This window comes from Sphingomonas sp. SphC10 (assembly GCF_057004845.1).
Genome location: NZ_CM168044.1, coordinates 2,699,856 through 2,724,674 on the forward strand (window position 1 = coordinate 2,699,856; position 24,819 = coordinate 2,724,674).

At 66.1% G+C, this 24,819-nt stretch carries 27 protein-coding genes and 1 riboswitch; of the genes, 16 read left to right on the forward strand and 11 right to left on the reverse strand.

Translation table 11 applies throughout. The features are described from left to right. The first annotated feature begins 35 nt into the window (after window positions 1-35). The 4 genes from crtY to ACWKSV_RS12280 all read left to right on the forward strand — a co-directional run bounded on the left by crtY (window position 36) and on the right by ACWKSV_RS12280 (window position 4,772). Window positions 36-1,208: a lycopene beta-cyclase CrtY gene (crtY, locus tag ACWKSV_RS12265; protein WP_076714059.1), complete on the forward strand. Its 1,173-nt coding sequence runs from the start codon at window positions 36-38 to the stop codon at window positions 1,206-1,208. After that, window positions 1,205-2,680, forward strand: a complete 1,476-nt coding sequence (locus ACWKSV_RS12270; protein ID WP_056435782.1) for a phytoene desaturase — start codon at window positions 1,205-1,207, stop codon at window positions 2,678-2,680. Before crtY ends, ACWKSV_RS12270 begins: the two co-directional genes overlap by 4 nt. Before the next feature lie 152 nt (window positions 2,681-2,832). Next, window positions 2,833-3,789: an alpha/beta hydrolase gene (locus ACWKSV_RS12275; RefSeq protein ID WP_076714061.1), complete on the forward strand. Its 957-nt coding sequence runs from the start codon at window positions 2,833-2,835 to the stop codon at window positions 3,787-3,789. A 74-nt stretch (window positions 3,790-3,863) separates the two neighbouring features. Beyond that, window positions 3,864-4,772 (forward strand): hypothetical protein, encoded by a 909-nt coding sequence (locus ACWKSV_RS12280; RefSeq protein ID WP_191864650.1) that lies wholly within the window; start codon window positions 3,864-3,866, stop codon window positions 4,770-4,772. A gap of 148 nt (window positions 4,773-4,920) precedes the next feature. On the opposite strand, the gene ACWKSV_RS12285 is transcribed toward ACWKSV_RS12280, so the two are convergent. Then, on the reverse strand, window positions 4,921-6,747 hold the full coding sequence (locus ACWKSV_RS12285; protein ID WP_076714065.1) for an ABCB family ABC transporter ATP-binding protein/permease: 1,827 nt from the start codon (window positions 6,745-6,747) through the stop codon (window positions 4,921-4,923). Between the two features lie 161 nt (window positions 6,748-6,908). On the opposite strand from ACWKSV_RS12285, the gene ACWKSV_RS12290 reads away from it, so the two are divergent. Continuing rightward, complete coding sequence (locus ACWKSV_RS12290) at window positions 6,909-7,139, forward strand: hypothetical protein (RefSeq protein ID WP_056435793.1); 231 nt, start codon at window positions 6,909-6,911, stop codon at window positions 7,137-7,139. A 43-nt stretch (window positions 7,140-7,182) separates the two neighbouring features. On the opposite strand, the gene ACWKSV_RS12295 is transcribed toward ACWKSV_RS12290, so the two are convergent. From ACWKSV_RS12295 to ACWKSV_RS12305, 3 genes are all read right to left on the reverse strand, one after another. After that, entirely contained in the window at window positions 7,183-8,133 is a 951-nt protein-coding gene (locus ACWKSV_RS12295; RefSeq protein WP_076714067.1) for a phytoene/squalene synthase family protein, read from the reverse strand. Next, window positions 8,130-8,711, reverse strand: a complete 582-nt coding sequence (locus tag ACWKSV_RS12300) for an LOG family protein (protein WP_483666803.1) — start codon at window positions 8,709-8,711, stop codon at window positions 8,130-8,132. The genes ACWKSV_RS12295 and ACWKSV_RS12300 overlap by 4 nt, the downstream gene beginning before the upstream one ends. 129 nt (window positions 8,712-8,840) lie before the next feature. After that, on the reverse strand, window positions 8,841-9,125 hold the full coding sequence (locus ACWKSV_RS12305; protein WP_056435802.1) for a CsbD family protein: 285 nt from the start codon (window positions 9,123-9,125) through the stop codon (window positions 8,841-8,843). A gap of 178 nt (window positions 9,126-9,303) precedes the next feature. Here ACWKSV_RS12305 and recQ point away from each other — a divergent pair, with 178 nt between their 5' ends. The 5 genes from recQ to ACWKSV_RS12330 all read left to right on the forward strand — a co-directional run bounded on the left by recQ (window position 9,304) and on the right by ACWKSV_RS12330 (window position 14,033). Beyond that, complete coding sequence (recQ, locus tag ACWKSV_RS12310; RefSeq protein ID WP_076714071.1) at window positions 9,304-11,073, forward strand: DNA helicase RecQ; 1,770 nt, start codon at window positions 9,304-9,306, stop codon at window positions 11,071-11,073. Between the two features lie 10 nt (window positions 11,074-11,083). Beyond that, a complete protein-coding gene (locus ACWKSV_RS12315) occupies window positions 11,084-11,608 on the forward strand; it encodes a GNAT family N-acetyltransferase (RefSeq protein WP_076714073.1) in 525 nt (174 codons plus the stop codon). Between the two features lie 348 nt (window positions 11,609-11,956). Next, a complete protein-coding gene (locus ACWKSV_RS12320) occupies window positions 11,957-12,790 on the forward strand; it encodes a sterol desaturase family protein (RefSeq protein WP_237243581.1) in 834 nt (277 codons plus the stop codon). Further along, on the forward strand, window positions 12,756-13,076 hold the full coding sequence (locus ACWKSV_RS12325) for a DUF2141 domain-containing protein (RefSeq protein ID WP_330218791.1): 321 nt from the start codon (window positions 12,756-12,758) through the stop codon (window positions 13,074-13,076). Before ACWKSV_RS12320 ends, ACWKSV_RS12325 begins: the two co-directional genes overlap by 35 nt. A 111-nt stretch (window positions 13,077-13,187) precedes the next feature. Next, complete coding sequence (locus tag ACWKSV_RS12330; protein WP_076714077.1) at window positions 13,188-14,033, forward strand: MipA/OmpV family protein; 846 nt, start codon at window positions 13,188-13,190, stop codon at window positions 14,031-14,033. Between the two features lie 260 nt (window positions 14,034-14,293). Here ACWKSV_RS12330 and ACWKSV_RS12335 read toward each other — a convergent pair whose 3' ends face one another. Next, window positions 14,294-14,809 (reverse strand): Ivy family c-type lysozyme inhibitor, encoded by a 516-nt coding sequence (locus tag ACWKSV_RS12335; protein ID WP_056435817.1) that lies wholly within the window; start codon window positions 14,807-14,809, stop codon window positions 14,294-14,296. Window positions 14,810-14,873: 64 nt separating this feature from the next. On the opposite strand from ACWKSV_RS12335, the gene ACWKSV_RS12340 reads away from it, so the two are divergent. Beyond that, on the forward strand, window positions 14,874-15,317 hold the full coding sequence (locus ACWKSV_RS12340) for a DUF1810 domain-containing protein (protein ID WP_076714079.1): 444 nt from the start codon (window positions 14,874-14,876) through the stop codon (window positions 15,315-15,317). 21 nt (window positions 15,318-15,338) lie between these two features. Here the strand turns inward: ACWKSV_RS12340 and ACWKSV_RS12345 are convergent, their stop codons facing one another. Beyond that, complete coding sequence (locus ACWKSV_RS12345) at window positions 15,339-15,716, reverse strand: hypothetical protein (protein ID WP_056435823.1); 378 nt, start codon at window positions 15,714-15,716, stop codon at window positions 15,339-15,341. 111 nt (window positions 15,717-15,827) lie between these two features. Between ACWKSV_RS12345 and ung the strand changes: the two genes are divergently transcribed. From ung to ACWKSV_RS12370, 5 genes are all read left to right on the forward strand, one after another. After that, on the forward strand, window positions 15,828-16,523 hold the full coding sequence (ung, locus tag ACWKSV_RS12350) for a uracil-DNA glycosylase (RefSeq protein ID WP_076714081.1): 696 nt from the start codon (window positions 15,828-15,830) through the stop codon (window positions 16,521-16,523). Window positions 16,524-16,602: 79 nt separating this feature from the next. Further along, window positions 16,603-16,914 (forward strand): alkylphosphonate utilization protein, encoded by a 312-nt coding sequence (locus tag ACWKSV_RS12355; RefSeq protein ID WP_056435829.1) that lies wholly within the window; start codon window positions 16,603-16,605, stop codon window positions 16,912-16,914. 39 nt (window positions 16,915-16,953) lie between these two features. After that, window positions 16,954-17,199: a type II toxin-antitoxin system Phd/YefM family antitoxin gene (locus ACWKSV_RS12360; RefSeq protein WP_056435832.1), complete on the forward strand. Its 246-nt coding sequence runs from the start codon at window positions 16,954-16,956 to the stop codon at window positions 17,197-17,199. Further along, window positions 17,196-17,462 (forward strand): Txe/YoeB family addiction module toxin, encoded by a 267-nt coding sequence (locus ACWKSV_RS12365; protein WP_076714083.1) that lies wholly within the window; start codon window positions 17,196-17,198, stop codon window positions 17,460-17,462. Before ACWKSV_RS12360 ends, ACWKSV_RS12365 begins: the two co-directional genes overlap by 4 nt. Window positions 17,463-17,472: 10 nt before the next feature. Continuing rightward, window positions 17,473-18,150, forward strand: a complete 678-nt coding sequence (locus ACWKSV_RS12370) for a DUF8453 domain-containing protein (protein ID WP_156884143.1) — start codon at window positions 17,473-17,475, stop codon at window positions 18,148-18,150. A gap of 11 nt (window positions 18,151-18,161) precedes the next feature. Here ACWKSV_RS12370 and thiC read toward each other — a convergent pair whose 3' ends face one another. The 5 genes from thiC to egtB all read right to left on the reverse strand — a co-directional run bounded on the left by thiC (window position 18,162) and on the right by egtB (window position 24,800). After that, window positions 18,162-20,009 carry a phosphomethylpyrimidine synthase ThiC gene (thiC, locus tag ACWKSV_RS12375; RefSeq protein WP_076714085.1) on the reverse strand — a complete coding sequence of 616 codons (1,848 nt, stop codon included), beginning with the start codon at window positions 20,007-20,009 and terminating at the stop codon, window positions 18,162-18,164. A 48-nt stretch (window positions 20,010-20,057) separates the two neighbouring features. Beyond that, a riboswitch (TPP riboswitch) is annotated at window positions 20,058-20,148 on the reverse strand. A 153-nt stretch (window positions 20,149-20,301) separates the two neighbouring features. Then, window positions 20,302-21,333: a ferritin-like domain-containing protein gene (locus tag ACWKSV_RS12380; RefSeq protein ID WP_076714087.1), complete on the reverse strand. Its 1,032-nt coding sequence runs from the start codon at window positions 21,331-21,333 to the stop codon at window positions 20,302-20,304. Between the two features lie 34 nt (window positions 21,334-21,367). Further along, a complete protein-coding gene (locus ACWKSV_RS12385) occupies window positions 21,368-22,348 on the reverse strand; it encodes a ferritin-like domain-containing protein (protein WP_076717732.1) in 981 nt (326 codons plus the stop codon). A 200-nt stretch (window positions 22,349-22,548) separates the two neighbouring features. Continuing rightward, on the reverse strand, window positions 22,549-23,526 hold the full coding sequence (gene egtD, locus ACWKSV_RS12390) for an L-histidine N(alpha)-methyltransferase (RefSeq protein ID WP_076714089.1): 978 nt from the start codon (window positions 23,524-23,526) through the stop codon (window positions 22,549-22,551). A 2-nt stretch (window positions 23,527-23,528) separates the two neighbouring features. After that, window positions 23,529-24,800 carry an ergothioneine biosynthesis protein EgtB gene (gene egtB, locus ACWKSV_RS12395; RefSeq protein WP_076714091.1) on the reverse strand — a complete coding sequence of 424 codons (1,272 nt, stop codon included), beginning with the start codon at window positions 24,798-24,800 and terminating at the stop codon, window positions 23,529-23,531. Window positions 24,801-24,819: the final 19 nt, after the last annotated feature.

The following is a 24,819-nucleotide window of genomic DNA, read 5'->3' on the forward strand; positions in this document are numbered from 1 at the left end:
TTGCCTTGGCCCCGCTTTCCGGTAGCGGTAGCGCGATGGCTGCCAAAATCTCCTGTGATGTTGCGATCATTGGCGCAGGCCTGGCCGGCGGGCTGATCGCGCTTGCACTCAAAGCCCGCCACCCCTCGCTCGACGTCCGGCTGATCGACGCGGGCGAGACGATCGGCGGCAACCACCTCTGGTCCTTTTTCGGTAGCGACGTGGCCAAGCGCGACCGCTGGATCGTCGAGCGCCTCGTCGCGCATGGCTGGCGCAGTTACGACGTCGCCTTTCCGGCGCATTCGCGCACCATCGACCAGACCTATTATTCGATCGAGAGCCACCGCCTCGACGCCGAGGTGCGCCGGGCGCTGCCGCCGCACGCGCTGATCCTGGGGCGCAAGGTGCTGGCGGTGTCGGCCACCGCCGCCGTCTTCGCCGATGGTGACCGGGTGGAGGCGACGGGCGTGATCGATGCGCGCGGCGCGGGCGACCTGTCTTCGCTGTCCTGCGGATGGCAGAAATTCGTCGGGCAGGAGCTGAAGCTGAGCCGCCCGCACGGGGTCGAACGGCCGGTCGTGATGGACGCCACCGTCAAGCAGCTGGACGGCTATCGCTTCGTCTACACCCTGCCCTTTGCCGAGGACCGCATCTTCGTCGAGGACACCTATTACTCCACCTCCGCCGAGTTGAACCGCCGCGCCATCGTCCAGCGGATCGAGCGCTATGCCGACAGCCGCGACTGGGTGGGGGCCGAGGTGGTACGCGAGGAGGCGGGCGTGCTGCCGGTCGCGATGGGCGGCGATTTCGACGGCTATTGGCGCAGTGGCGGGGCCAGGACGCCCAAGGCCGGGATGCGCGCCGGGCTGTTCCACCCGACCACCGGCTATTCGCTGCCCGATGCGATCCGCATGGCGGCGATGCTGGCCGAGCGGCGCGATTTCGCAGGGACCGACCTGCACGACGCGACCTATCGCATGGCGCGCGATGCCTGGGACGCGCGCGGCTTTTACCGTATGCTCGACACGATGTTGTTCAAGGCCGCGGAGCCGGATGAGCGATACCGCGTTCTCGAGCGTTTCTATCGACTTTCGCCCGACCTGATCGGGCGTTTCTATGCGGGGCAATCGACCATGGCCGACAAGGCACGAATTTTGACCGGACGGCCGCCGGTGCCGATCCTGCGCGCCATTGCCGCCCTGAGAGACAAGTCGGGGGGCCGGGCATGAAGAGCGCGGTCGTCATCGGATCGGGTTTCGGCGGGCTGGCGCTGGCCATCCGCCTGCAATCGGCGGGCGTGCAGACGACGATCGTCGAGGCACGCGACAAGCCGGGCGGTCGCGCCTATTATTGGGAGCGCGACGGCTTCACCTTCGACGCCGGGCCTACGGTCATCACCGATCCGGCCTGTCTGGAGGAATTGTGGGCGCTGACCGGTCGGTCGATGTCCGAGGACGTGACGCTCGATCCGGTCAGTCCCTTCTATAGGCTCAACTGGGTCGACGGCACCAATTTCGACTATAGCAACGACGACACGCAGCTCCGCTCGGAAATCGCGAAGCTGAACCCCGACGATATCGAAGGCTATGGCAAGTTCCTCGACTATGCCGAGGGCGTATACCGCGAAGGCTATGAGAAGCTCGGCCATGTCGCGTTTCTCGACTTCGCCTCGATGATCAAGGCCGCGCCCGCGCTGGCCAAGTACCAGGCATGGAACTCGGTCTATGCCATGGTGTCGAAATTCGTGAAGTCGGAGAAGCTGCGCGAGGCGCTGTCCTTCCACACGCTGCTCGTCGGCGGCAATCCGATGACGACCAGCGCCATCTATGCGCTGATCCACAAGCTGGAGCGCGACGGCGGCGTCTGGTTCGCGCGCGGCGGCACCAACCGGCTGGTGGCGGGCATGGTCGCGCAGTTCGAGCGGATCGGCGGCGTGATCCGCCTGGGCGATCCCGTAACGCGGATCGAGACGCTGGGCGACCGCGCGACCGGCGTCGTGACCAAGAGCGGCCTGACCATCCCGGCCGATGCGGTCGCGACCAATGCCGACATCATGCACAGCTACCGCGACCTGCTGTCCGACAATCGCTCGGCCCGGCGGACGGTCAACCGGCTGGAGCGCAAGCGCTACTCGCCGTCGCTGTTCGTCGTGCATTTCGGCATCAAGGGCGCATGGCCGGGCATCCCGCACCACATGATCCTGTTCGGCCCGCGCTATAAGGGCCTGCTGACCGACATTTACGACACCGGCGTGCTGTCGGAGGATTTCTCGCTTTATCTCCACCACCCGACCGTCACCGACCCGAGCCTCGCGCCAGAGGGTCATTCGACCTTTTATGCGCTGGCCCCGGTGCCGCACATGGGCAAGTTCCCGATGAACTGGGACGAGGTCGGGCCGATCCTGGAAAAGCGTATCCTGGACGAGGTTGGCCGCCGCCTGATCCCCGATATCCATGAGCGGATCGTGACCAAGTTCCACTATGCCCCGGCCGACTTCGCGACCGACCTGAACGCGCATATGGGGTCGGCCTTCTCGCTGGAGCCGATCCTGACCCAGAGCGCCTATTTCCGGGTTCACAACCGCGACGATTCGATCCCGAACCTGTATTTCGTCGGCGCGGGCACGCATCCGGGCGCGGGCATTCCGGGCGTGGTCGGCAGCGCCAAGGCGACCGCGGCCCTGATGTTGGAGCGTCAGTAAGGGCCCCCTCGCTGCTCCGTTCAGCCTGAGCGAAGTCGAAGGCCAAGGGAAAACCTGGCCTCACATCCCTGTGGTGAGGGTATCGCGTGGCCTTCGACTTCGCTCAGGCTGAACGGAGCGTGGCAATAAAGGTCATTGAAGAGGGGTAGGTCATGTCGCTCGTCACGCTGTTCGCCGCCATCATCGCCACCACCGCACCGATGGCCGACCGCGACATCGCCGCGCCGGGTCCGCAGGGCCCTTTGAAAGGCAGTTGGACCGGGCCGGAGGGCGCCAAGGTACCGGTCGTCCTGATGATCCCCGGATCGGGACCGACCGACCGTGACGGCAACAGCCCGGGCGGGCTAAAGGCTGCCCCGTTGCGCCTGCTCGCCGAAGGGTTGGCGGCGAAGGGCATCGCCAGCGTGCGGATCGACAAGCGCGGCATGTTCGCCAGCGCAGGCGCGATCCCCGACGCCAACAAGGTGACGATCGACGACTACGCCGCCGACACCCGGTCCTGGATCGCCGCTATCCGCGCGAAGACCGGTGTCCCGTGCGTCTGGGTCTTGGGACATAGCGAAGGCGGACTGGTCGCACTGGATACCGCCGCCGCCGGACCGACGGGGGTGTGCGGCGTCATTGCCGTCTCCACACCCGGACGGCGGCTGGGCACGGTGATGCGGGCACAGTTTCATGCCAACCCCGCCAACGCGCCGATCCTGGCCGATGCCGACCGCATGATCGACGCGCTGGAAGCGGGCCGCACCATCCCCGCCGCCAGCCTGACGCCGCCCCTGCCGATGATCTTCGCCGACGCGGTCCAGCCTTTTCTCATCAACAGCTTCGCCAAGGATCCCGCGAAGCTGGCGGCGGCGACCGTCAAGCCGCTGCTGATCGTGCAGGGCGAGGCCGATCTGCAGGTCACGGTCGAGGACGCACGAGACCTGAAGGCCGGGCAGCCCAAGGCGACCCTGGTCCTCCTCCCCAGGGTGAATCATGTGCTCAAGACGGTAGAGGGCGACAGTCGCGGCGCGAACGTCGCGACCTATGCCGACCCAAATCTCCCGATCGCGCCGCGTGTCGTGACTGCGGTGGCGGACTTCATCACAACCCATATGGCGCGATAAAAGCCCGTTTCGGCCACAAAGCCGACATGTTTGGATCGGATCGTTACCCGGTCGTCACGACTCCGGGAGACTCCATGATGCGCCGTTTCGCTCTGCCAGTGCTGGCTGTCCTGACGGCTGCGGCAACGCCGTCACCGCCTGAGCGGGTGATTGCGCCGGATGGGCGGGAGAGGGTCACGATCAACGGTGTCGCACGGAGCGTCCGGATTGATCCCGGCGCGCCCGCCATGCCCCTCATCACGAAGGAATTTGCTGAGGCTGCTGGCATCAAGCCGGGCATGTTCGGCTTCATGATGGTCTTCGGGCCCAAGGTGACGGTCACGGGCCGAACCGCCGTGGCGCATGTCGCGTTCGGTGGCGACACGCCCGCCAAACAGCGGATCGGCTTTAGCGAAAAGCCCTTTGCGGCCGGTGTAGCAGGCGTATTCGGACCCGGCAGCCTGCCCGATCCGGTCGTCCGGTTCCGCCTGCGCGATGCCGTCGCGGGTGAACGGACCACCTCATTTCCGATGGTCGATCAGGGCAATCTCTTCGGCAGGTGGGCCGAGCGTTTCGCGATCATCATGGTCGAGGGGCAACCGATGCGGGTCCGCTTCGACCCCCATCACCCGCGCACGCTGGCCAATGCGGGGGCGGCGGTACGACTTGCGCGCGCCTATGGCGGTAGTTTGTCGGGATCGACCAGCCCGGCCGAAATCGCTTTTGGCGTCGAACGACCGATTCGCACGATGACTCTGGCCACACCCCTCGCGGTCGGCCCGCTGACCATCGCGACGCTCGGCGTGCGCACGATCGATCATGGCAATACCGATACGATCGCGGACGCCGACCAGCATGTCGATCCCGATGAAGTGGTGGTGACCGGCAAGGGCAAGCACGACATCAAGCGCGACCGCCTGGCGATCGGCGCGGACCTGCTGAAGCGCTGTTCGTCGATCGTGTTCGACAAGCCTGCCAGGCAAATCCGGCTGAGCTGTCGCTGACCTTCCGGAAAGAAACTCTAGCCGCATAAGGTGGATTCTCTCCCCCCCCTTCAGGGGGGCCGGGGGTGGGGCGTATCCGCAAGCGCGGCGTTCGTGGAGAGGCCCCACCCCAACCCCTCCCCTGAAGGGGAGGGGCTCGCGTTACGTCTCACGCCAGCAGCGCATCCTCCTCGGCCTGCTCGACCTCGGCGGCCTGGCGCGCCCACATTTCGGCGTATAGCCCGCCCTTCGCCAGCAATTCGCCGTGCGTGCCGCGCTCGGCCACCTGGCCGCCGTCGAGCACGACGATCTGGTCGGCATGGACCACGGTCGACAGTCGGTGCGCGATGACGAGCGTGGTGCGCCCGCGCTCGATCGCCTGGAGCGTCGCGAGGATGTCCGCCTCGGTCCGGCTGTCGAGCGCGCTGGTCGCCTCGTCCAGGATCAGGATCGGCGGGTTCTTCAGCAGGGTGCGCGCGATCGCCACGCGCTGCTTCTCGCCGCCCGAAAGCTTCAGACCACGCTCGCCGACGCGGGTCGCATAGCCCTGGGGCTGGCGCTCGATGAAGTCGGCGATGGCCGCGCCCTTCGCGGCGCGCTCGACATCATCCTGGTCGGCGCCCTCGCGGCCATAGGCGATATTGTAGCCGATGGTTTCGTTGAACAGCACCGTATCCTGCGGCACAATCCCGATCGCAGCGCGCACGCTGTCCTGCGCCACTGCCGACACCGGCTGGCCGTCGATGGTGATCGTGCCGGAGTTCACGTCGTAGAAGCGGTAGAGCAACCGCGCGAGCGTCGACTTGCCCGCGCCCGACGGCCCCACCACCGCGCAGGTCGTGCCCGCAGGTATGTCGAGCGTCAGCCCCTTCAATATGGTCCGCTCGGGATCATAGCCGAACACGACATGGTCGAACCGGACATGGCCGCCGGTCACCTTCAGCGGCGGCGCGCCGGGCGTGTCGACCACTTCGGCGGGCGTGTCGATCAGGTCGAACATCGCGCCCATGTCGATCACCCCCTGGCGGATGGTGCGATAGACCATGCCGAGCAGGTCGAGCGGCCGGAACAGCTGCGACAACAAAGTCGACACCAGCACCACGTCACCCGCCGACGCCGCGCCCCGGCTCCATTCGCGCACGACCCAGGCCATGGCGAAGCCCAGCATCAGGCTGGTGATCGCGGCCTGCCCGACGTTCAGCCAGGCCAGCGAGTTTTCCGACTTGGTGGCCGCGCGCGCATAGGCCGCGACGCCGTTTTCGTACCGCCGCGCCTCGCGCTCCTCGGCGTTGAAATATTTCACCGTCTCGAAATTCAGCAGCGAGTCGACCGCATGCGCGACTGCGCCGGTGTCGAGGTCGTTCATCTGCGTGCGCAGCGCATTGCGCCAGTCGGTCACCTTGCGGGTGAAGACGATATAGAGGACGACCATCGCCATGGTGGTGACGACCAGGACGGGGCCGAAGCTGCGCCCGAAGATCGCCAGCACCAGCCCCAGTTCCAGCACGGTCGGCGCGATGTTGAAGAGCAGGAAGTACAGCATCGTGTCGATGCTCTTGGTGCCCCGCTCGACGACCTTGGTGACGGCGCCGGTCCGCCGCTCCAGATGGAAACGCAGCGACAGGCGGTGGAGATGGCGGAACACATCGGCGGACAGTCGCCGGGTCGCGTCCTGCCCGACCATTTCGAACACCGCATTGCGCAGATTGTCGAACAGCGTCGTCGCGAACCGCGCCCAGGCATAACCGACGACCAGCAGGATCACGAGCGTCACCGCGCTCCGATCGTTCGCCGCCATCCGGTCGACCGCATATTTGAACGTATAGGCCGCGCCCAGCACCTGGACGAGCTTGGACAGGATGACCAGCGCCATCGCCGCCACGATCCGCACGCGCAGGCCGGGCTCTCCGGCGGGCCAGAGATAGGGAAGGAAGCGGCGAAGCGTCGGGATCAGCGGCCGGTCGGCCGTCCCGGCGGTGGGATCGATGGGGGGCATGTCCACACCATGTCGGACGATCGGGCCTGGAGTTCAATGCCGACGGCATGGCCGACGCGGCGACACCCGGCGAAAAAGGCAATCTGTCCCACTGCCGGACAGCCGCAAATTCGGAACCTCCGGCCGCGCTGGCGTGTTTTTCTTCCCGAGTGGAGACGGTCATGCAGCCAGTTTTCTTCGTGATGGCAATCCTGGGTTGTGGCGACGGCAGCGTGGACTGCACGGAGGCGCGGATCATCCCCGCCCGCTACGAAACCATGGCGCAGTGCCGGGCCGATCTGGCCAACCGCATCGCCGCCAACACCGACGTCCCCTATCCGGTGATCGGTGCCGATTGCCGCCGCATGGGCGCGCAGATGGTCAAGACCGAGCGCAAGCCGACCAAGGGCTGAAGCCTTCCCTCCGTTCAGGCTGAACGGGGGTATGGGCGCAGGCTTAACGCGGTCGTGTCCACAGTTCCGGATCGCGTGGGGTAATCCGCATCTTGTCCCGTCGCGCCGCCTGGATGCTGGCGCGCGTCATGAAGCCCAGCTTCTCCAGCTTGCCGGTCCCGACCCGCACATCCCACGCCCGGCGCCCGCGCTTGGCCACCTTGCGCCCGATCGCGCCATAGATCGCCGCCGCCGACAACACCGCCCAGGCCGAGCGATAGGAGAGCGCAGGCGTCCCCATCCGCGCGCTCGCCTCGAACAAGGCGGCCCGGTCGGTCAGCCGCCGCGCCAAAGCGCTCAGGCCCGGCCGGTGCGAGGGGGCCATGATGGCGTCCGGCGCGATGCTCTTATAGGCCAGCCACTGGCGCGGCAGATAATGCCGCCCCGCGCCCGCATCCTCGGCGATGTCGCGCGCGATATTGGCCAGCTGGAACGCCATGCCCAGATCGCAAGCGCGGTCGAGCACGGCTTCATCGTCCGGCGCCACGCCCATCGTCACCGCCATCATGCAGCCGACGACGCCCGCGACATGATAGCAATAGCGGTAGAGATCATCCTCGGTCTCGGGCCGCCAGTCCTCGGCATCCAGCGCGAACCCGGCGATCAGGTCGCGGGGCCAGCGATGCGGCATTCCCGTCTCGGCGGCAACCACACGGAGCGCGTCGAAGGCCGGGTCGCCGACCACCCGGCCCGCCAGCGCCGCCTCGGTCTTCTCGGTCAGCTCGGCCAGCCGCGCGGGCGCATCGGCGACGCGGGTCATGCCATGGCCATGATCCTGCCCGTCGGCGATATCGTCGCAGCGGCGACACCAGGCATAGAGCAGCCAGGCCCGCGCGCGCGTCTCGGGATCGAACAACAGACTCGCCGCCGCAAAGCTCTTCGAGCCCTTGGCGATCGAGTCCCGCGCCGCCGCCACCAGCGCGTCGCGCTCGGTCGGGGCGGCGGCGTCGCTCACAGGTCGTCCGCGTTCCTGCGCACGATCGGCTGGGTCGGCACATGCGCGCCCATCCGGTCGAGCAGGCCGTCGAGCGTGGTATCGACGATCAGCAGCTCGCGATGCTGCGGCCGCAGGAACCCGACCTCGCCCATCTTCTCCCAGAAGGCGACGAGATGGTCATAATAGCCGCCGGTATTGAGCAGCCCGACCGGATCCGCGTGATAGCCCAGCTGCGCCCAGCTCAGCGCCTCCCACAACTCGTCCATGGTGCCGGTGCCGCCCGCGATAGTGATGAAGCCATCGGACAGGTCGGTGAATGCCTTCTTCCGCTCATGCATGCCGGGCACGACGTGCAGTTCGGTCAGGCCGCGATGCGCCACCTCGGCATCGACCAGCGCCTGCGGGATGATGCCGATCACCTCTCCGCCCGCCGCCAGCGCCGCATCCGCCACCGCGCCCATCAGGCCCAGCCGCCCGCCGCCATAGACGACGCCGATCCCCCGCTCCGCCAGCCCGCGCCCGACGTCCCGGGCGGTCTCGATATATTGGGGGTCGGAGGGGGTCGCCGACCCGCAGTAAATGGCCAATCGCTTCATGGGCCAAGCGCTAAGCCATGGGGCCGGGTGGGGCAAGCGGGGTTGCGGCCTGCCGAGCCAGATGGGCGCGAATAGCAAAAGGGGCGGCGCGGACCCGCCGCACCGCCCCCCGCCCGATTCTGATCGCGCTTACTTGCCGCGCAGCGTGTTCAGCAGCGCGAGGCCCACGACGCCGCCCAGTGCTGCAGAGGCAAAGGGGCGATCCTTCACGAATTGGCGTGCCTGGTCGAGCAGCGGGCGGACCGTCTGGTCGACGCTGGTCTTGGCATCGCCGAACGCCTTCTGCGTCTTGCCGCCGAGCTGTTCGCCCTTGCCCTCGGCTTCCATCGACTTGTCGCCCAGCATGGCGCCCATGCCCTGCTTGACCTTGCCGCCGAAGTCGGTGGCCGCACCATTCATCGTGTCGGTGTTCATGGGACATCTCCTCTTTGGCTTTGGGATTACGGAGGGTCAAAACCCCTGAACGCGAGGATGTTTCCTGATATCTTTGCACTATCGCGATGCCGAAATCATGCCCAAGCCCGCGCGACGACACGCCGGAAGGGGTTCCCCGCCCTTCCCCCGCCCCCATGGCGTCGCTACATGCACGGCGATGGTCGCCGACCCCCTTGCCAAGCTCCACGAAGTTTTCGGGTACAACCAGTTCCGGGGTGTGCAGGAACAGGTGGTCGACCGCGTGCTTGCGCGGCAGCGGACGCTGGCGGTCATGCCGACGGGCGCGGGCAAGTCGCTCTGCTACCAGTTGCCCGCCGTGATGATGGACGGGTGCTGCGTCGTGGTCAGCCCGCTGATTGCTTTGATGCACGACCAGCTGCGCGCCGCCGAGGCGGTCGGCATCCGCGCCGCCACGCTGACCAGCGTCGACCAGAACCGCGCCGAGACGGTCGCCCGTTTCCGCGACGGGCAGCTCGACCTGCTCTATGTCGCGCCCGAGCGTGCCTCATCGGGGCATTTTCGCGAGTTGCTCGGCTCCGCGCCGCTCAGCCTGTTCGCGATCGACGAGGCGCACTGCGTCAGCGAATGGGGGCATGACTTCCGCCCCGACTATCGCCTGCTCGAACCGCTGATGGACGCCTTTCCGGAGGTGCCCCGGCTCGCGCTGACCGCGACCGCCGATGCGCATACCCGCGCCGACATCGCCAAGCAGCTGGGCATCCCCACCGAGGGGATGATCGTCTCGGGCTTCGACCGGCCCAATATCCGCTATGCGATCAGCCCCAAGGCGAATGTGAACCTGCAGATCGCGCGGGTGGTCGCCGACACGCCCGGCCCCGGCATCGTCTATGCCCAGACGCGCGCGGCGACCGAGAAGCTGGCCGAGGCGCTGGCCCGGACCGGTCGCCCGGTGCGCGCCTATCATGCCGGGCTGGACCCCGCCGTGCGCGCGAAGAACCAGGCCGATTTCGTGGCCTCCGAAGACATGGTGATCTGCGCCACCGTCGCCTTCGGCATGGGGATCGACAAGCCGGACGTCCGCTTCGTCGCGCATGCAGGCCTGCCCAAGTCGATCGAGGCCTATTATCAGGAAACCGGCCGTGCGGGCCGCGACGGCGACCCCTCGGTCGCGCATCTCTTCTGGGGTGCCGACGATTTCGCCCGTGCGCGGCAACGCATGGCCGAGGTCGAGCCGGAGCGACAGGCGGGCGAGCGCGCACGGCTGTCGGCGCTGGGTGCGCTGGTCGAGACGGGGGGATGCCGCCGCCGCATCCTGCTGCGCCATTTCGGCGAGGAACTGGCCGAGGACTGCGGCAATTGCGACAATTGCCTGGGGTCGCCCGATGCGGTCGATGCGACGACCGTAGCCCAGAAATTCCTCTCGGCGGTGTTCCGCACCGGCCAGATGTTCGGCGCGGGCTATATCGAGCAGGTGCTGACCGGCCAGTCGACCGAGCGCAGCCTGATGAACGGGCATGAGGCGCTGTCGGTCTGGAACATCGTCTCGGGCGACGAGGTGGCGCTGCTGAAGCCCGTCCACCGGGCACTGCTGCTGCGCGATGCCTTGCGCACCAATCATCATGGCGGACTCGAGTTCGGCCCCGCCGCGCGCGCGCTGATCAAGGGCGAGGCGCGGCTGTCGCTGGTCGTGCCGCCCAAGCGCGAACGCAAGGGCCGTCGCGCCGCGCCGGTCGCCGCCAATCCGGCGGACAATCCGCTGTTCGAGGCGCTGCGCGCCAAGCGTCGCGAGCTGGCGCAGGAGGCGGGGGTGCCGCCTTACGTGATCTTCCACGACTCGGTGCTGCGCGACATGGCGGCGCAACGTCCGACCAGCCGGGCGGCGCTGTCGTTGCTGTCGGGGATCGGCGCGCGCAAGCTGGATGCTTATGGCGAAGCGTTTCTGGCGGTGATCCGCGAGGCGGACTAAGCTGTGGGGCATGAGCGCCCCGACCCTGACCCCAATCCTGACCACCGACCGACTGACGCTGCGCGGTCACCAGCCCGACGATCTCGATGCACTGGCGGCGATGTGGGCCGATCCGGCGGTCTATGGGATGATCGGCGGCCAGCCGCGCCCGCGCGAAGATGTCTGGATCCGGCTGTTGCGCTCGGTCGGGTGCTGGACGGTGTTCGGCTATGGCGCCTGGGTGGTGTGCGACCGGGCGACCGGGCAGGTGCTGGGCGATATGGGCCTTCTGGAATCGCGGCGCGCGATCGTGCCCGAACTGACCGTTCCAGAGGCGGGATGGACGCTGGTCCCGACGGCGCATGGCCGGGGCTTTGCGGCCGAGGCGATGCGCGCGGTGCTTGGCTGGGCCGATGGACGCGGCCTGACGCGGACATGCTGCATCATCGATCCGGGGAACGCCGCCTCGATCCGACTGGCGGAGAAGCTGGGCTACGGCGCGCCGGTCGAGGGGGTTTATCACGACCGCCCGATCCGGATTTTCCACCGGGGTTAATCCCAACCTCCGTTCGCACTGAGCGAAGTCGAAGTGCGCAGGAATGCGCGCGCGGCGTAGGGCAGGGCGTAGGCTTCGACTTCGCTCAGCCTGAACGGAGGGAGGGGGAAGTTCGCGCGGAAACGCGGAGGTGTAACGCCCGGCCGACAGGCCCCTTCTCATCATCGACGGTGCAGCAAGGACGGCGGACGAACGAGCGGCGGACGCCGACGCCCGACCAGACATCTCCGCGTCTCCGCGCCTCCGCGCGAACAAAAGGCCGCGCGCCGGACGTTCGCGGTTCAAGCCCCGCCCCCGATAGGGTACAAGACCCCCGTGACGCTTGCCCTGATCCTGTCCGCCATCGCCATGACGCTGATCGTCGGTGTCCGCTATCTGCTCGCCTCGGGAGCATTCGCGCTGGCGACCAAGGCGCGGCATCCGAACCTCTATGCCGGGCTCGATCCGCAGATCCGGCGGGAAATCTGGTGGAGCCTCGCCTCCGCTGCGATTTACGGCGTGCCCGCGGGGATCGTCGCCTGGGGCTGGCAGAATCGGGGATGGACGCAAATCTACGCCGATATCCATGCCTGGCCGCTCTGGTACTGGCCGGTTTCGGTGCTGCTGTACCTGGTCGCGCACGACACCTGGTTCTATTGGACGCATCGCTGGATGCACCGGCCCGCCATCTTCAAGGCCGCCCACGCCGTCCATCATGCCAGCCGACCGCCGACTGCCTGGGCCGCGATGGCATTCCACCCGATCGAGGCGGTGACGGGCGCTGTGGTAATTCCGCTACTTGTGTTTGTGATTCCGATTCACATCGGCGCGCTCGGCTTGGTGCTGATCATCATGACCGTTATGGGCGTGACCAACCACATGGGTTGGGAGATCTTTCCGCGATTCCTGTGGCAGGGGCACCTGGGGGGGTGGCTCATCACGGCAAGCCATCATCAACGGCATCATGAGCAATATGGGTGCAATTATGGACTCTATTTCCGGTTCTGGGATCGATTGTGCGGCACGGACCGGGGGCTTGGGGATTTCGAGCGCGCCCATGCGCAGGCCGCGCGCCGCGCTTCTGGTGCTGGCCGCCCTGCCGCTGATCAGCGCCGCACCGGTCAGCCGACTGGACATCGGGATCGACCAGCTCCGCTCGGCCAAGGGCATGATCCGGCTGTGCCTGACCGCCGACCCGGATAACTTCCCGCAATGCGTCGACGATGCCCGCGCGCTGACCCGTTCGGTTCCCGCCGGGCAGCGGGGCATCCATCTGGACGGCCTGCCGCACGGCAATTATGCCGCCGCCGTCATCCATGACGAGAACAACAACGCCAAGCTCGACACGCTGGCGGGCATCCCGCGCGAGGGCTTCGGCTTTTCGCGCAATCCGGTGATCCGGTTCGGCCCGCCGCGCTTTGCCGCGGCGCGGTTCACGCTCGATTCTGTTGCCGAAACACAACAGATCAAAATGCGGTACATCTTCTGACACAATCCGCCGGAGCGAAATCGTTACCGTAGCGTTGCATTTCGGATAACCGAATTCAGGGAGTTTTCCGTCTTGCGCCTATTTTCGCGCGTTTCCGCCCCGCTGATCGTCATGGGCGCACTGTCCCTGTCGGCCCCCGCTTTTGCGCAGGATGCCACGGTGTCCAGCAACCCCGCCGCCGCCGAGATGGCGGGCCAGTTGGGCAAGAACACCATCACCGTCGGCCTGGCCGGGGCCTATCTGCCGGATTATGAGGGGTCGAACGACTATCAGTTCACCCCCGCCCCCGCCGCGCTGGCCTATATCGACGGGCATACGATCACCTATATCGGCAACCGCGTCTCGGTCGACCTGATCGGCGACAAGGCCAATCGCGACTGGGATATCCAGGCGGGGCCGATCGGCGTGGTGAATTTGGACCGCACCGCGCCGTCGCGGATCGACGACCCCCGCGTCCGCGCGCTGGGCAAGATCGGCGCGGCGGTCGAGCTGGGCGGCTATGTCGGCATCGGCAAGATCGGCGTCGTCACCAGCCCCTATGACCGGCTGTCCGTGTCGGTCAGCTATCGCCATGACGTGACCGGCGTGCATGACAGCGGCATCTGGCAGCCGTCGGTCAATTATTTCACGCCGCTGTCGACCAAGGCGGCGGTCGGCCTGTTCGCCACCGCCGAGCGGGTCGGGCGCGGTTATGCCCGGCGCTATTTCTCGATCAATCAGGATCAGAGCGCGGCAAGCGGCCTGCCGGTCTACAACGCCCGTTCGGGCTGGAAGGACTGGTCGGTCGGCGGTCTTGCCACCTATTCGATCACGGGCAATCTGCTGAAGGGTTGGAAGGTCGTCGGCGGCCTGACCTATGGCCGGATGGTCAACGATTTCGGCGACAGCCCCATCGTGTCGCAGGCCGGTTCGCGCAGCCAGTGGCTGAGCGCGCTGGGGTTGGCCTACACGTTCTGAGGACAAGCTAAAGGCCCGACAGGGGAGGAACTGCCGTAGGCATATCCGGCGGCGATCCTCCCTGGAATGAACGCCTTTCATACGGGTCAGTCGGTGCGCCTTCCTCTCCCCTCCCGCAAGCGGGAGGGGTCGGGGGAGGGCAAGGAGTCTCACCGAGGCCATCGCCTGCGGCTTAACCCTCCCCCATCCCCTCCCGCCTGCGGGAGGGGCGTGCTTCGCTGCGAGCCGCTGGCGCCCCCTCGCCATTCACGGGGGGAGGATCAACCCTCCTGCGGGCATTCCCCCGGCTGGGTCACCGGCGCGCCGCCCATATACCAGTGGCTGCGGTCGCCCATTGTCTCGCGGTCGTGATAGCAGACCCGCGCCTTGGTCGATTTCATGTCGATCTCGACCGTCCAGTTGTTGTCGGCGCAGTCATGCGGGGTGCAGCCATGCGCGGCGATTCCCTGCTCCCCCTGGCGGAAGATCGGCACCGTCACCGCGCCGCGCGACATGATCCGCTGGACCAGCTTCTGATCGCCGACTGCATCGTGCAGCGCGGTCGCCACCTCGGTCCGATCGAAGAAGCTGACCCCGTCGACCGCATCGCCCGGATAATGGCCGATATAGCTGGTCAGCGGATTGACCTGCGCCACGCCCGGCATCGGCGTGGGCCGTGCCGTGCCCGGCGGGGTGAAGTTGCCGGGGGCGACATCCGAGTCGGTATCCCCACCCTGCCCGCCACACGCCGACAGCGCGAGCAGAGCCAAGGGGGCAAGGATGGCGAAACGGCGCATGTCTCTCTCCTGACGAATCTCGTGTTGGCGGGAACGCTTCGGGACTGCGGCCGGTTGCCCCTTCATGTCACCCCCGCCTTCCCATGATGCCGCGCTGGCCCGCTTTGTCGAGGCCCAGGCGAACAGTTTTGCCACCGCGCTGGCCGAACTGCGATCCGGCCGGAAGCAAAGCCACTGGATGTGGTACATCTTCCCGCAGATCGCCGGACTGGGTCGCAGCCCGACCGCGATATTCTATGCCATCGCCGATGCCCAGGAAGCGTGGGCCTATCTGGCGCATCCGCTGCTCGGACCGCGTTTGCAGGACGCCGTGGCCGCAGCGATCAATGCGCCGGGCTCGGCCGAGGCGATCTTCGGCGCGGTCGATGCGATGAAGCTGCGTTCGTCGCTGACCCTGTTCGCCGCCGTGGCCGACGATCCCGCGCCGTTCCGCCAGGGACTCGCGCGCTTCTTCGACGGGCAGGACGATCCCGCGACGCTGGCGAGACTCGACCGTCCCGAACGGTGACGGTCGAGTCTCCGCCCTGCGTCACTTGATCGTGACGGGGCCGGGGCCGGTGACGCTGGCCGACTGGTCGGCGGTCAGCACGATCGTCCACTGGGTCGTGCCGTCGCATACCGCGTTCCAGGTCGGGTTGCCGTTGGTGGCGGCGGCTTCCTTCATCGCCGTGACCGACTGGCAGCTGGCGCCGCTCGGCCCGGCATCGCGGATCGCGCGGAACAGGACGCCGCGACGCTGGCCCTCGGGCAGCGCACGGATCTTCGCCCCCAGCGTGTCGGCGCTCATCTCGGTGCCATTGGTGGTGACGGCGGCCGCGCTGTTATTGGCCGGTTCGCTCGACGAGCCGCACGCCGCCAGCGGCAGCGCGGCGGCCATCACGGCCAGGAGAATCGTGGAACGCTGCATGATCCAGGTCCTTTCCTATCGGGCGGCCGCGGGAGGGCGACCGTATCGCCTGCATAACGATCATCGGCGACACCGGTTGCGCGCATCCGTCGCGAACGGCAAGACGCATTCATGAGCGACGTTCGATTGCACGAAAGCTGGCTGTCGGTGCTGCGGCCCGAATTCGACGAACCCTATATGAAGGCGCTGAAGACCTTCCTTGGCCAGGAGCGCGAGGGCGGTCAGCGCGTCTTCCCCCGCCCGTCCGAGTGGTTCCGCGCGCTGGACCTGACGCCGCTGGATCAGGTGCGCGTCGTCATCCTGGGGCAGGACCCCTATCATGGCGAGGGGCAGGCGCATGGCCTGGCCTTCTCGGTCCAGCCCGGCGTCCGGCCGCCGCCCAGCCTGGTCAATATCTACAAGGAGATGGCGACCGACCTCGGCATCGCGCCGCCCTCCCATGGCCTGCTCGACCATTGGGCGCGGCAGGGGGTGCTCCTGCTCAACTCGGTGCTGACCGTGCGCATGGGCCAGGCCGCCTCGCATCAGGGGCGCGGCTGGGAGCGGTTTACCGACGCCGTGATCCGCGCCGTCGCCGCCAAGCCCGAGCCGGTCGTCTTCATCCTGTGGGGTGCCTATGCCCAGAAGAAGGCGGGCTTCGTACGCGAGATGGGCGAAGGGCGGCACTGCGTCCTGACCTCGGTCCACCCCTCGCCCTTGTCGGCGCGGGGCGGTTTTTTCGGGTCAAAGCCCTTTTCCAAGGCCAATGCCTTTCTGGCCGAACATGGCCAGCCGCCGATCGACTGGGCGCTGCCGCCGCTGCCATGATCTGTAATCGCTATGGCATCATTAGGCCTGAGCGCGCATAGGGTCGTGCATCCCCCTATCTGACGAAGGAATACAGGCGATGGCCGATGACGACTATGTCTATGACGAAGCGACCGGCGAATGGATCAGCGCCGCCGACGCCGCCGCCAAGGGCGGAACGGCCAGCGACGACGATGCGGTCGTGGTGCGGGACTCGGTCGGCAATGTGCTGAACGACGGGGACCAGGTGACGTTGATCAAGGATCTGACCGTCAAGGGCGCAGGCCAGACACTGAAGCGCGGCACCCTCATCAAGTCGATCCGCCTGACCGGCGACGCGCAGGAAATCGACTGCAAGTTCGACGGGATCAAGGGGTTGGTGCTGCGCGCGGAGTTCGTGCGGAAGCGGTGAGGGTTGACATTGGACAGGTGCTTGTACAACTTTAGTTGTATGCAGGCTGTCTCCTATTCCGAAGCGCGCGAGAATCTGAAGGCGATGATCGACAAGGTCGTCGCCGACCGCGCGCCCGTGGCGATCACCCGCCAGCGGGGCGAAGGCGCCGTGCTGATCTCCGCCAGCGAATGGGCGTCGATCGAAGAGACGCTGTACCTGCTGCGCTCGCCCAAGAATGCCGAACGTCTGCTCGACGCCGTGCGCGGCTTTGAGGCGGGCGACGAAGGCGTGCCCTTTCCGTGAAAGTGGCGTTCTGGCCGACGGCGTGGGACGATTATCGCCATTGGCAGGAACATGACGCCAAGCTTTGCGACAAGCTCAATGCGTTGATCGAGGAATGCCGCCGTCACCCGTTCAAGGGGACGGGCAAGCCCGAACCGTTGGGCGGCAACCTGTCAGGCTGGTGGTCGCGCCGGATCAGCCATGAGCATCGACTGGTGTACCGGGTGGCAGGCAGCGGCGAGGATCAGGTGCTACAAGTGGCGCAGTGCCGGTATCATTATTAAGGGGCCGCATTTGAACTGGGGTACTTTTTGGAGCGCTGCCAGTGCCATTGCTGCACTTGGCGTACTCATCATTACAGTAATTTATGCATGGCTGACCTACCGGCTGGCTAAAGCCGCTGAGTCTCAAATTTGGCAATCGTCTCGAGCTAGCGTGATAGCCTCCGTTGTCACTAACCAAGGTGGTCAGCTTTTCCTTTTGCATATTGAGAACCTTGGATCGTCACCCGCCGAGAGCCTCCGCGTACATATCGATCGACCGCTGCATACCCAATTCAGCCAGATCAAACCGATAACAGACGCGCCACTCTTTAAAAATGGGGTTTCATCATTTCCCGCAAGGCATTCCGTTAAATTTGCCCTTGGCGTTTCATTTAATTGGCTGAACAAGGCAACCGACCGAACATTACATCCTACGACATTTAATATAACTGTAGAATACGAAACCTTCGGCAGGAAAATTGTAGACACCTTTCCTATCGACATGGAAAGTCTCTACTCGCTTTCCACGATTGACAAAGATTACCTTGAGGAATTTGGCCGGACTTTCCCGGATAAATTTGAAAGATCGATACGAGACATAACTCGATCGATCCAAGAGGCTGCCGAGCCCGCCCCGCGAGTTCCACGCAAGCGATCATGGCCTGAGTGGTTCTCGCAAGGCGTTTGGGCTAAACATCAATGGGACTGAAGTGAATTGAATCACTCCGCCGGAAGGTAAACCTCCCCGCCCTTCTCGCGGAATTTCTCGCTCATTTCCTGCATGCCCGCCTCGGCATCCTCCGCCGCGACGAAGGTGTCGACCGGCGCGTTCTGCTTGGCCGCGAATTCCCGCACTTCCTGCGTGATCTTCATCGAGCAGAATTTCGGGCCACACATCGAACAGAAATGCGCGGTCTTGGCGCCCTCGGCCGGGAGGGTCTGGTCGTGGTAGGATTCCGCCGTGTCGGGGTCGAGCGACAGGTTGAACTGGTCGCGCCAGCGGAACTCGAAGCGGGCGCGGCTTAGCGCGTCGTCGCGCATCTTGGCGGCGGGGTGCCCCTTGGCGAGGTCGGCGGCGTGGGCGGCGAGCTTGTAGGTCACCACGCCGACCTTCACATCGTCGCGGTCGGGCAGGCCCAGATGCTCCTTGGGCGTGACGTAGCAGAGCATCGCCGTGCCGTACCAACCGATCATCGCCGCACCGATGCCGCTGGTGATATGGTCATACCCCGGCGCGATGTCGGTGGTGAGCGGCCCGAGCGTGTAGAAGGGCGCCTCGCCGCACGCCTCCAGCTGCTTGTCCATGTTCTGCTTGATCTTGTGCATCGGCACATGGCCGGGGCCTTCGATCATGACCTGCACGTCCTGCGCCCAGGCGCGCTTGGTCAGCTCGCCCAGCGTATAGAGCTCGGCAAACTGCGCCTCGTCATTGGCGTCGGCGATGGCACCGGGACGCAGGCCGTCGCCCAGCGAATAGGCGATGTCGTACGCCTTCATGATCTCGGTGATCTCGTCGAAGCGTTCGTAGAGGAACGACTCCTTGTGATGCGCCAGGCACCACTTCGCCATGATCGAGCCGCCGCGCGATACGATACCGGTGACGCGCTTGGCGGTCAGCGGGATGTAGGGCAGGCGCACGCCCGCATGGATGGTGAAATAGTCGACGCCCTGCTCGGCCTGTTCGATCAGCGTGTCGCGGAAGATCTCCCAGGTCAGCTCCTCGGCGATGCCGCCGACCTTTTCCAGCGCCTGATAGATGGGGACCGTGCCGATCGGCACCGGCGAGTTGCGGATGATCCATTCGCGCGTGTCGTGGATGTTGCGGCCCGTCGACAGGTCCATGACCGTGTCCGCGCCCCAGCGGATCGACCAGACCAGCTTGTCGACCTCGGACGCCACGTTGGAGGCGACCGCCGAATTGCCGATATTGGCGTTGATCTTGATCAGGAAGTTGCGGCCGATCGCCATCGGCTCGGATTCGGGGTGGTTGATGTTGTTGGGGATGATCGCTCGGCCGCGCGCCACTTCGTCGCGGACGAATTCGGGCGTCACGTAATCGGGGATGTCCGCGCCGAAGCTCTCGCCGTCGCGGACATATTCCTTCAGCATCTCGCGGCCCAGATTCTCGCGGGTCGCGACATATTCCATTTCGGGCGTGATGATGCCCCGGCGGGCATAATGCATCTGGCTGACGTTCATGCCTGCACGCGCGCGCAGCGGACGGTTCAGGCCGGTGCGCGGGAATTGCGGCACGCCGCCCGAACGGTCGGGGCCAAGCTGGCCGTTATCCTCGGGACGGATTTCGCGGCCGTCATAGGCCTCGACATCGCCGCGCGCCTCGATCCAGTTGCGACGGATCTGCGGCAGGCCCGCCATGATGTCGATGCGCGCATTCGGATCGGTATACGCTCCGCTCGTATCGTACACGCGCAAGGGCGGCTCGCCCGAAGAGGGGTCGAGATGGATTTCGCGCATCGCGACGTTCAGCGGGCCGACGTGAATCTTCTTCGAGCCACGAATGGGGCCGGTGGTCACGCCAATTTCGGCCTTTGCGGGGATATCTGCCATAGTCGTCCACTCCATGCGGAGGAAACGGACCATGAGAGATGGGGCCGCTCCCTCCCTACGCCGGTGTCAGCCGGATCAGGTTCAGCGGGTCAGGGGCTCTTGCCCCCCTCTCAAGCGCAGGCCAGCGCTCCCCCGGGGATGGGCCCGTCATAAGCGACTTCGCGGCGGATAAGAAGCGGTTTTGCGTGAAGGTGGATCAGCCCCGCGACGCAAACAAAATGCCCCGACCGGCCAGGGGACTAGCGACCGATCGGGGCAAACGGCCCTTGGAGGGGACCTTGGGAAGGGGGTTTTAGCCGCTGGCGGCGCTGGTGCGGACGTTGCCGTTCAGGCCGCTGGGGAAGAAGCCGCCGCCGGTCACCGCCGCCTTGTTGAGATACACGACGTTCAGCACCTGGCCGGGGGTGCGGACAAAGGCGATGGCGTTGGAATCGGCGGGAACCAGGTTCGCCACCTGCGTGCCGTTCACCGTCGTCACGAGGCCCTGATCCAGGTCGGCCGAGCCGTCTAGGCTGTCGCGTGCGTCCGAGATCTTGCCCGCATTGGTGATCAGCGCCGAATTGCTCAGCCCCTTGCGGTACAGCGTCGTGCGGACCAGACCGGCATGATAGGCCTCGGCCGCGTGGATGCCCGCCGCCGCCTCGATGAAGGTCTTGTTGGTCAGCAGGGAGACGCCGCCCATATAGGCGGTGACGCCGACATCCTCGAACAGGAAGGCGCCGAGGAGGAAGGCTTCGTCCGAGGCATAGGGGTCGAAAGTGCCGCTGGTGATCACGCCCGCCGCCAGCGCCGCCGCCGTGAACGCGCCGCTGGCATCGCCCGACAGGTTGATCGCAGGCTGCGCCACCGCCGCACTGCCCAGCGCCGAGCGCAGGAAGTTGACATGCGCGATCTCGTCATAGGCGATCTCGCGCGCATATTGCGCGACGATCGGGTCCTTGAACTGGACCTGACGCGGCTGCCCCGCGCCGTTGGTGGCGCTGGTGTTGATCGCGACCGCGCCCTGCGATCCGGTGCCGGTCAGCGCCGACGACGGCAGACCGGTGCCGAAGGCGGCATAGCTATAGAATTGCGCTTCCAGATATTCGAGCTGGAGCGCGAAGTTCAGCACATCGGCATCCGTCACCGACCCGGTCGGGGTGGTGGTGGGTGTCGGCGTGGGTACGACGATGACGTTGTCGCCATCGTCACCGCACGCGCCCAGCATCGCCAGGCCGCCGACGGCGCCAGCCCCGGCGGCCATACGCATGAAACGGCGACGATCGGACCGGCGCTTGGCGGAGGCTTCTTCGATAACCTCGAGAATGCAGCGTTCTTCGCTCATGATTCAAATCCTCTCCAGAGGAGGAAAAAGGGGATCAGTTCGCCACGCTCGCGCGCAGATTGCCGTTGACGCCGGCCGGGAAGAACCCGCCCAGCGTGGCGGCCGCCTTGTTCAGGTACACGATGTTGAGCACCTGCCCTGGCGAGCGGCTGAACGCGATGCCGTTCGTATCGAGCGGCACGATGTTGGACACCAGCTGTCCGTTGACCGTGGTCTGGGCGATCCCCTGGTCGAGGTCGGTCGAACCGTCCAGGCTGTCGCGCGCATCCGAAATCTTGCCTGCGGCGGTGATGAGCGACGATTCCGGGTTGGGATCGGCATATCCGCGGGCATAGAGCGTCGTGCGCACGATGGCCGCGTGATAGGCCTCGACCGCCAGAATACCGGCAGCCGCCTGCAGGAAGGTCTTGTTGCTGATCAGCGGCGAGGCGCCCTTATAGGCGGTCACGCCGACATCCTCGAAGATGTACGCGCCCAGCAGGAAGGCGGTGGGCGAGCTATAGGGATTGAAGGTGCCGCTGGTAATCACGCCCGCGGCCAGCGCCGCCGCCGTGAACGGGCCATTGGCATCGCCCGAGATGTTGATCGCGGGTTGCGCGACCGCCGCACTGCCCAGCGCGGTGCGCAGGAAGGCGACATGCGCCGCCTCGTCCGCCGCGATCTCGCGGGCATATTGCCCGACAATGGCGTCGTCGGCGCTGCCGGTCGCGAAATTGACCTGCTGGCCGCCGGTCACGGCACCCTGGGTGCCGGTGCCGGTCAGCTGGTTGGAGGCCAGGCCGGTGCCGTTGGCGGCAAAGGCATAGAACTGCGCCTCAAGATATTCGAGGTTCAACGCGAAGTTCAGAATGTCGGTGTCGGTGATCGTCGACTGGGCCCCGGCCTTGCCTGCCAGGGAAAAGGCGGTCACGCCGGCGGCTGCCGCGCCCATCGCCGTCTTGAAGAATTCGCGCCGCATATTGCGGCGCTCGACCCGTGCATCGAACGCGTCGAGCAGTTGTGCGCTTTCCGTCATCATGCTCCTCCCGATCAGGAACCAGCGGCCAGCTCTTCTGTTATGATGTAACGATCAGAAGTACATGCCGTGGGGTTTTGCCAAGGCCTGCTTTGTGAGCAAGGTCTTGGCCGAACCGGAAGTCAAAACGTCGGCTCTGACGAAAAGACGCATCGAACTAACAAAAATCAGATTTTAATCGTGATGCCACGACAGGACGTTCATGGTGCAAGCCGAGCCGATTGTGCTTCGGCCAGATAGACCGAAAACAGCTGATCGGGGTCCGTCCAGTCCTTCACCGGGGTCCAGCCCCCCGCCCGCAGCAGGATCTTTGCATCGCGCGGGCCATATTTGTGGCTGTTCTCGGTATGGATCGTCTCGCCCGCCGCCATGGCGAAGGGGCGACCTTCGATGGTGAAGTCGACATCCTGCTGGGCCGCCAGATGCATCTCGATCCGCGAGCGGTCGTCGTTCCAGATGGCACGATGGCGAAAGGCATCGACTGGGATGGTGCCGTCCAGTTCGCGGTTGATCCGGTCGAGCAGGTTGCGGTTGAACGCCGCCGTCACGCCTGCCGCATCGTCATAGGCGGGGACCAGCACGTCGCTGGGCTTGGTCCGGTCCATGCCGATCAGCAGCATCGCCCCCTCGCCCAGCGAGCCGCGCATCGCGCGCAGCAGGTCGGTCGCCATGGCGGGCGTCATGTTGCCGATGGTCGATCCGGGGAAGAACCCAAGTTTCGGCGCATCCGCCACCATTGCGGGCAGCGTCAGCGGGCGCATGAAATCGCCCTCCAGCGGATGGATGGGCAGGTCGGGAAACGCCTGTTGCAGCCCGCGCGCGGACTCGCGCAGGAAGTCGCCCGAAATGTCGATCGGCACATAGGCCGAAGGCTCGACACAGCGCAGCAGAACCGGCGTCTTGGTCGAGGAGCCCGATCCGAATTCGACGACCGCGCGCCCCTTGCCGACATGCGCGACCAGATCGGGGCACATGGTCTCCAGGATCGCCGTCTCGGTCCGCGTCGGATAATATTCGGGCAGATCGGTGATCGCCTCGAACAGCTCGGACCCCTTGCGGTCGTAGAACCAGCGCGCGGGGATGGCGCGCGGGCGACGCTCCAGCCCGGCAAGGACGTCGGCGCGGAAGGCGGGGTCGGCCAGCGACATCTGGCCGTCCTCGATCTCGGGCTTCAGCATGCTTAAAGATCCTTTGCCAGGCGGACGCCGGTGAACTGCCAGCGTTGATGGGGGTAGAAGAAATTGCGGTAACAGGCGCGGGCATGGCCCCGCGGCGTCGCGCAGCTGCCGCCGCGCAGGACGAACTGCCCGTTCATGAATTTGCCATTATATTCGCCGACCGCGCCCTCGACGGGGCGGAAGCCGGGATAGGGGCGATAGGCGCTGCCGGTCCATTCCCAGACATCGCCGAAAAAGGCCGGGCCACCCGAGGAGGGGCGCGGCTCGATCGCGCCCGCGCGGTCCAACTGGTTGCCGCCCGATGCGTCGAACGACGCGGCCGCCGCTTCCCATTCAAACTCGGTCGGCAGTCGCGCGCCCGCCCAGGTGGCGAAGGCATCGGCCTCGTAGAAGCTGACATGGGTGACTGGCGCGGCGGGGTCGATCGGACGCCGCCCGTCGAGCCCGAACCGGGTCCAGCCGCCGTCGCGCTGTTCCCAATAAAGCGGCGCGGCGATGCCCTCGCTCTTTACCCAGGCCCAGCCGTCCGACAGCCAGAGCCGTGCGTCATGATAGCCGCCATCGTCGATGAACTGCATCCATTCGGCATTGGTGACGGTGCGGTCGGCCATGGCATGGCCCTGAAGCAGCGCCTGATGACGCGGCCCTTCGCAATCGAAGGCGAAGCCCTGCCCGTCATGGCCGATCTCGACGATCCCCGTCCTGCCCTCGATCCAGCCGATCGGACCGGGCATGGCGACAGGGGCTTTCGGCTCGGGCGGGTAGATTGCCGGTTCCAGCGGGTTTTCCGAGAACAGGTGCAGGATGTCGGTGACGAACAATTCCTGATGCTGCTCCTCGTGGTGACAGCCCAGCGCCACCAGTTCGAGTGCCTCGGCGGGCAGGTCGGGCAGTGCCGCCAGCAATGCGGCATCGACATGGGCGCGATAGGCGCGCACCTCGTCCAGCGTCGGCCGGGTGATCATCCCCCGGCGATGGCGCGCATGGCGCTTTCCCTCCGCCTCGTAATAGCTGTTGAACAGGAAAGGAAAGCGCGGGTCGTGCAGGCCGTAACCCGGCACATGATCGCGCAGCACGAAGGTTTCGAAGAACCAGGTGGTATGCGCCATATGCCATTTGGCGGGCGAGGCGTCCGGCATCGACTGGACGGTCGCATCGGCATCGGACAGGGGCTCGGCCAGCGCCAGGGTCAGAGCGCGGACCGAGCGATAGCGGGATGCCAGGGAATCGGCAGGTGTCGGGGTTGCCGCAGAGGACGGCACAAGGGTCGGCATTGGGCGCTCCCCGGGATAG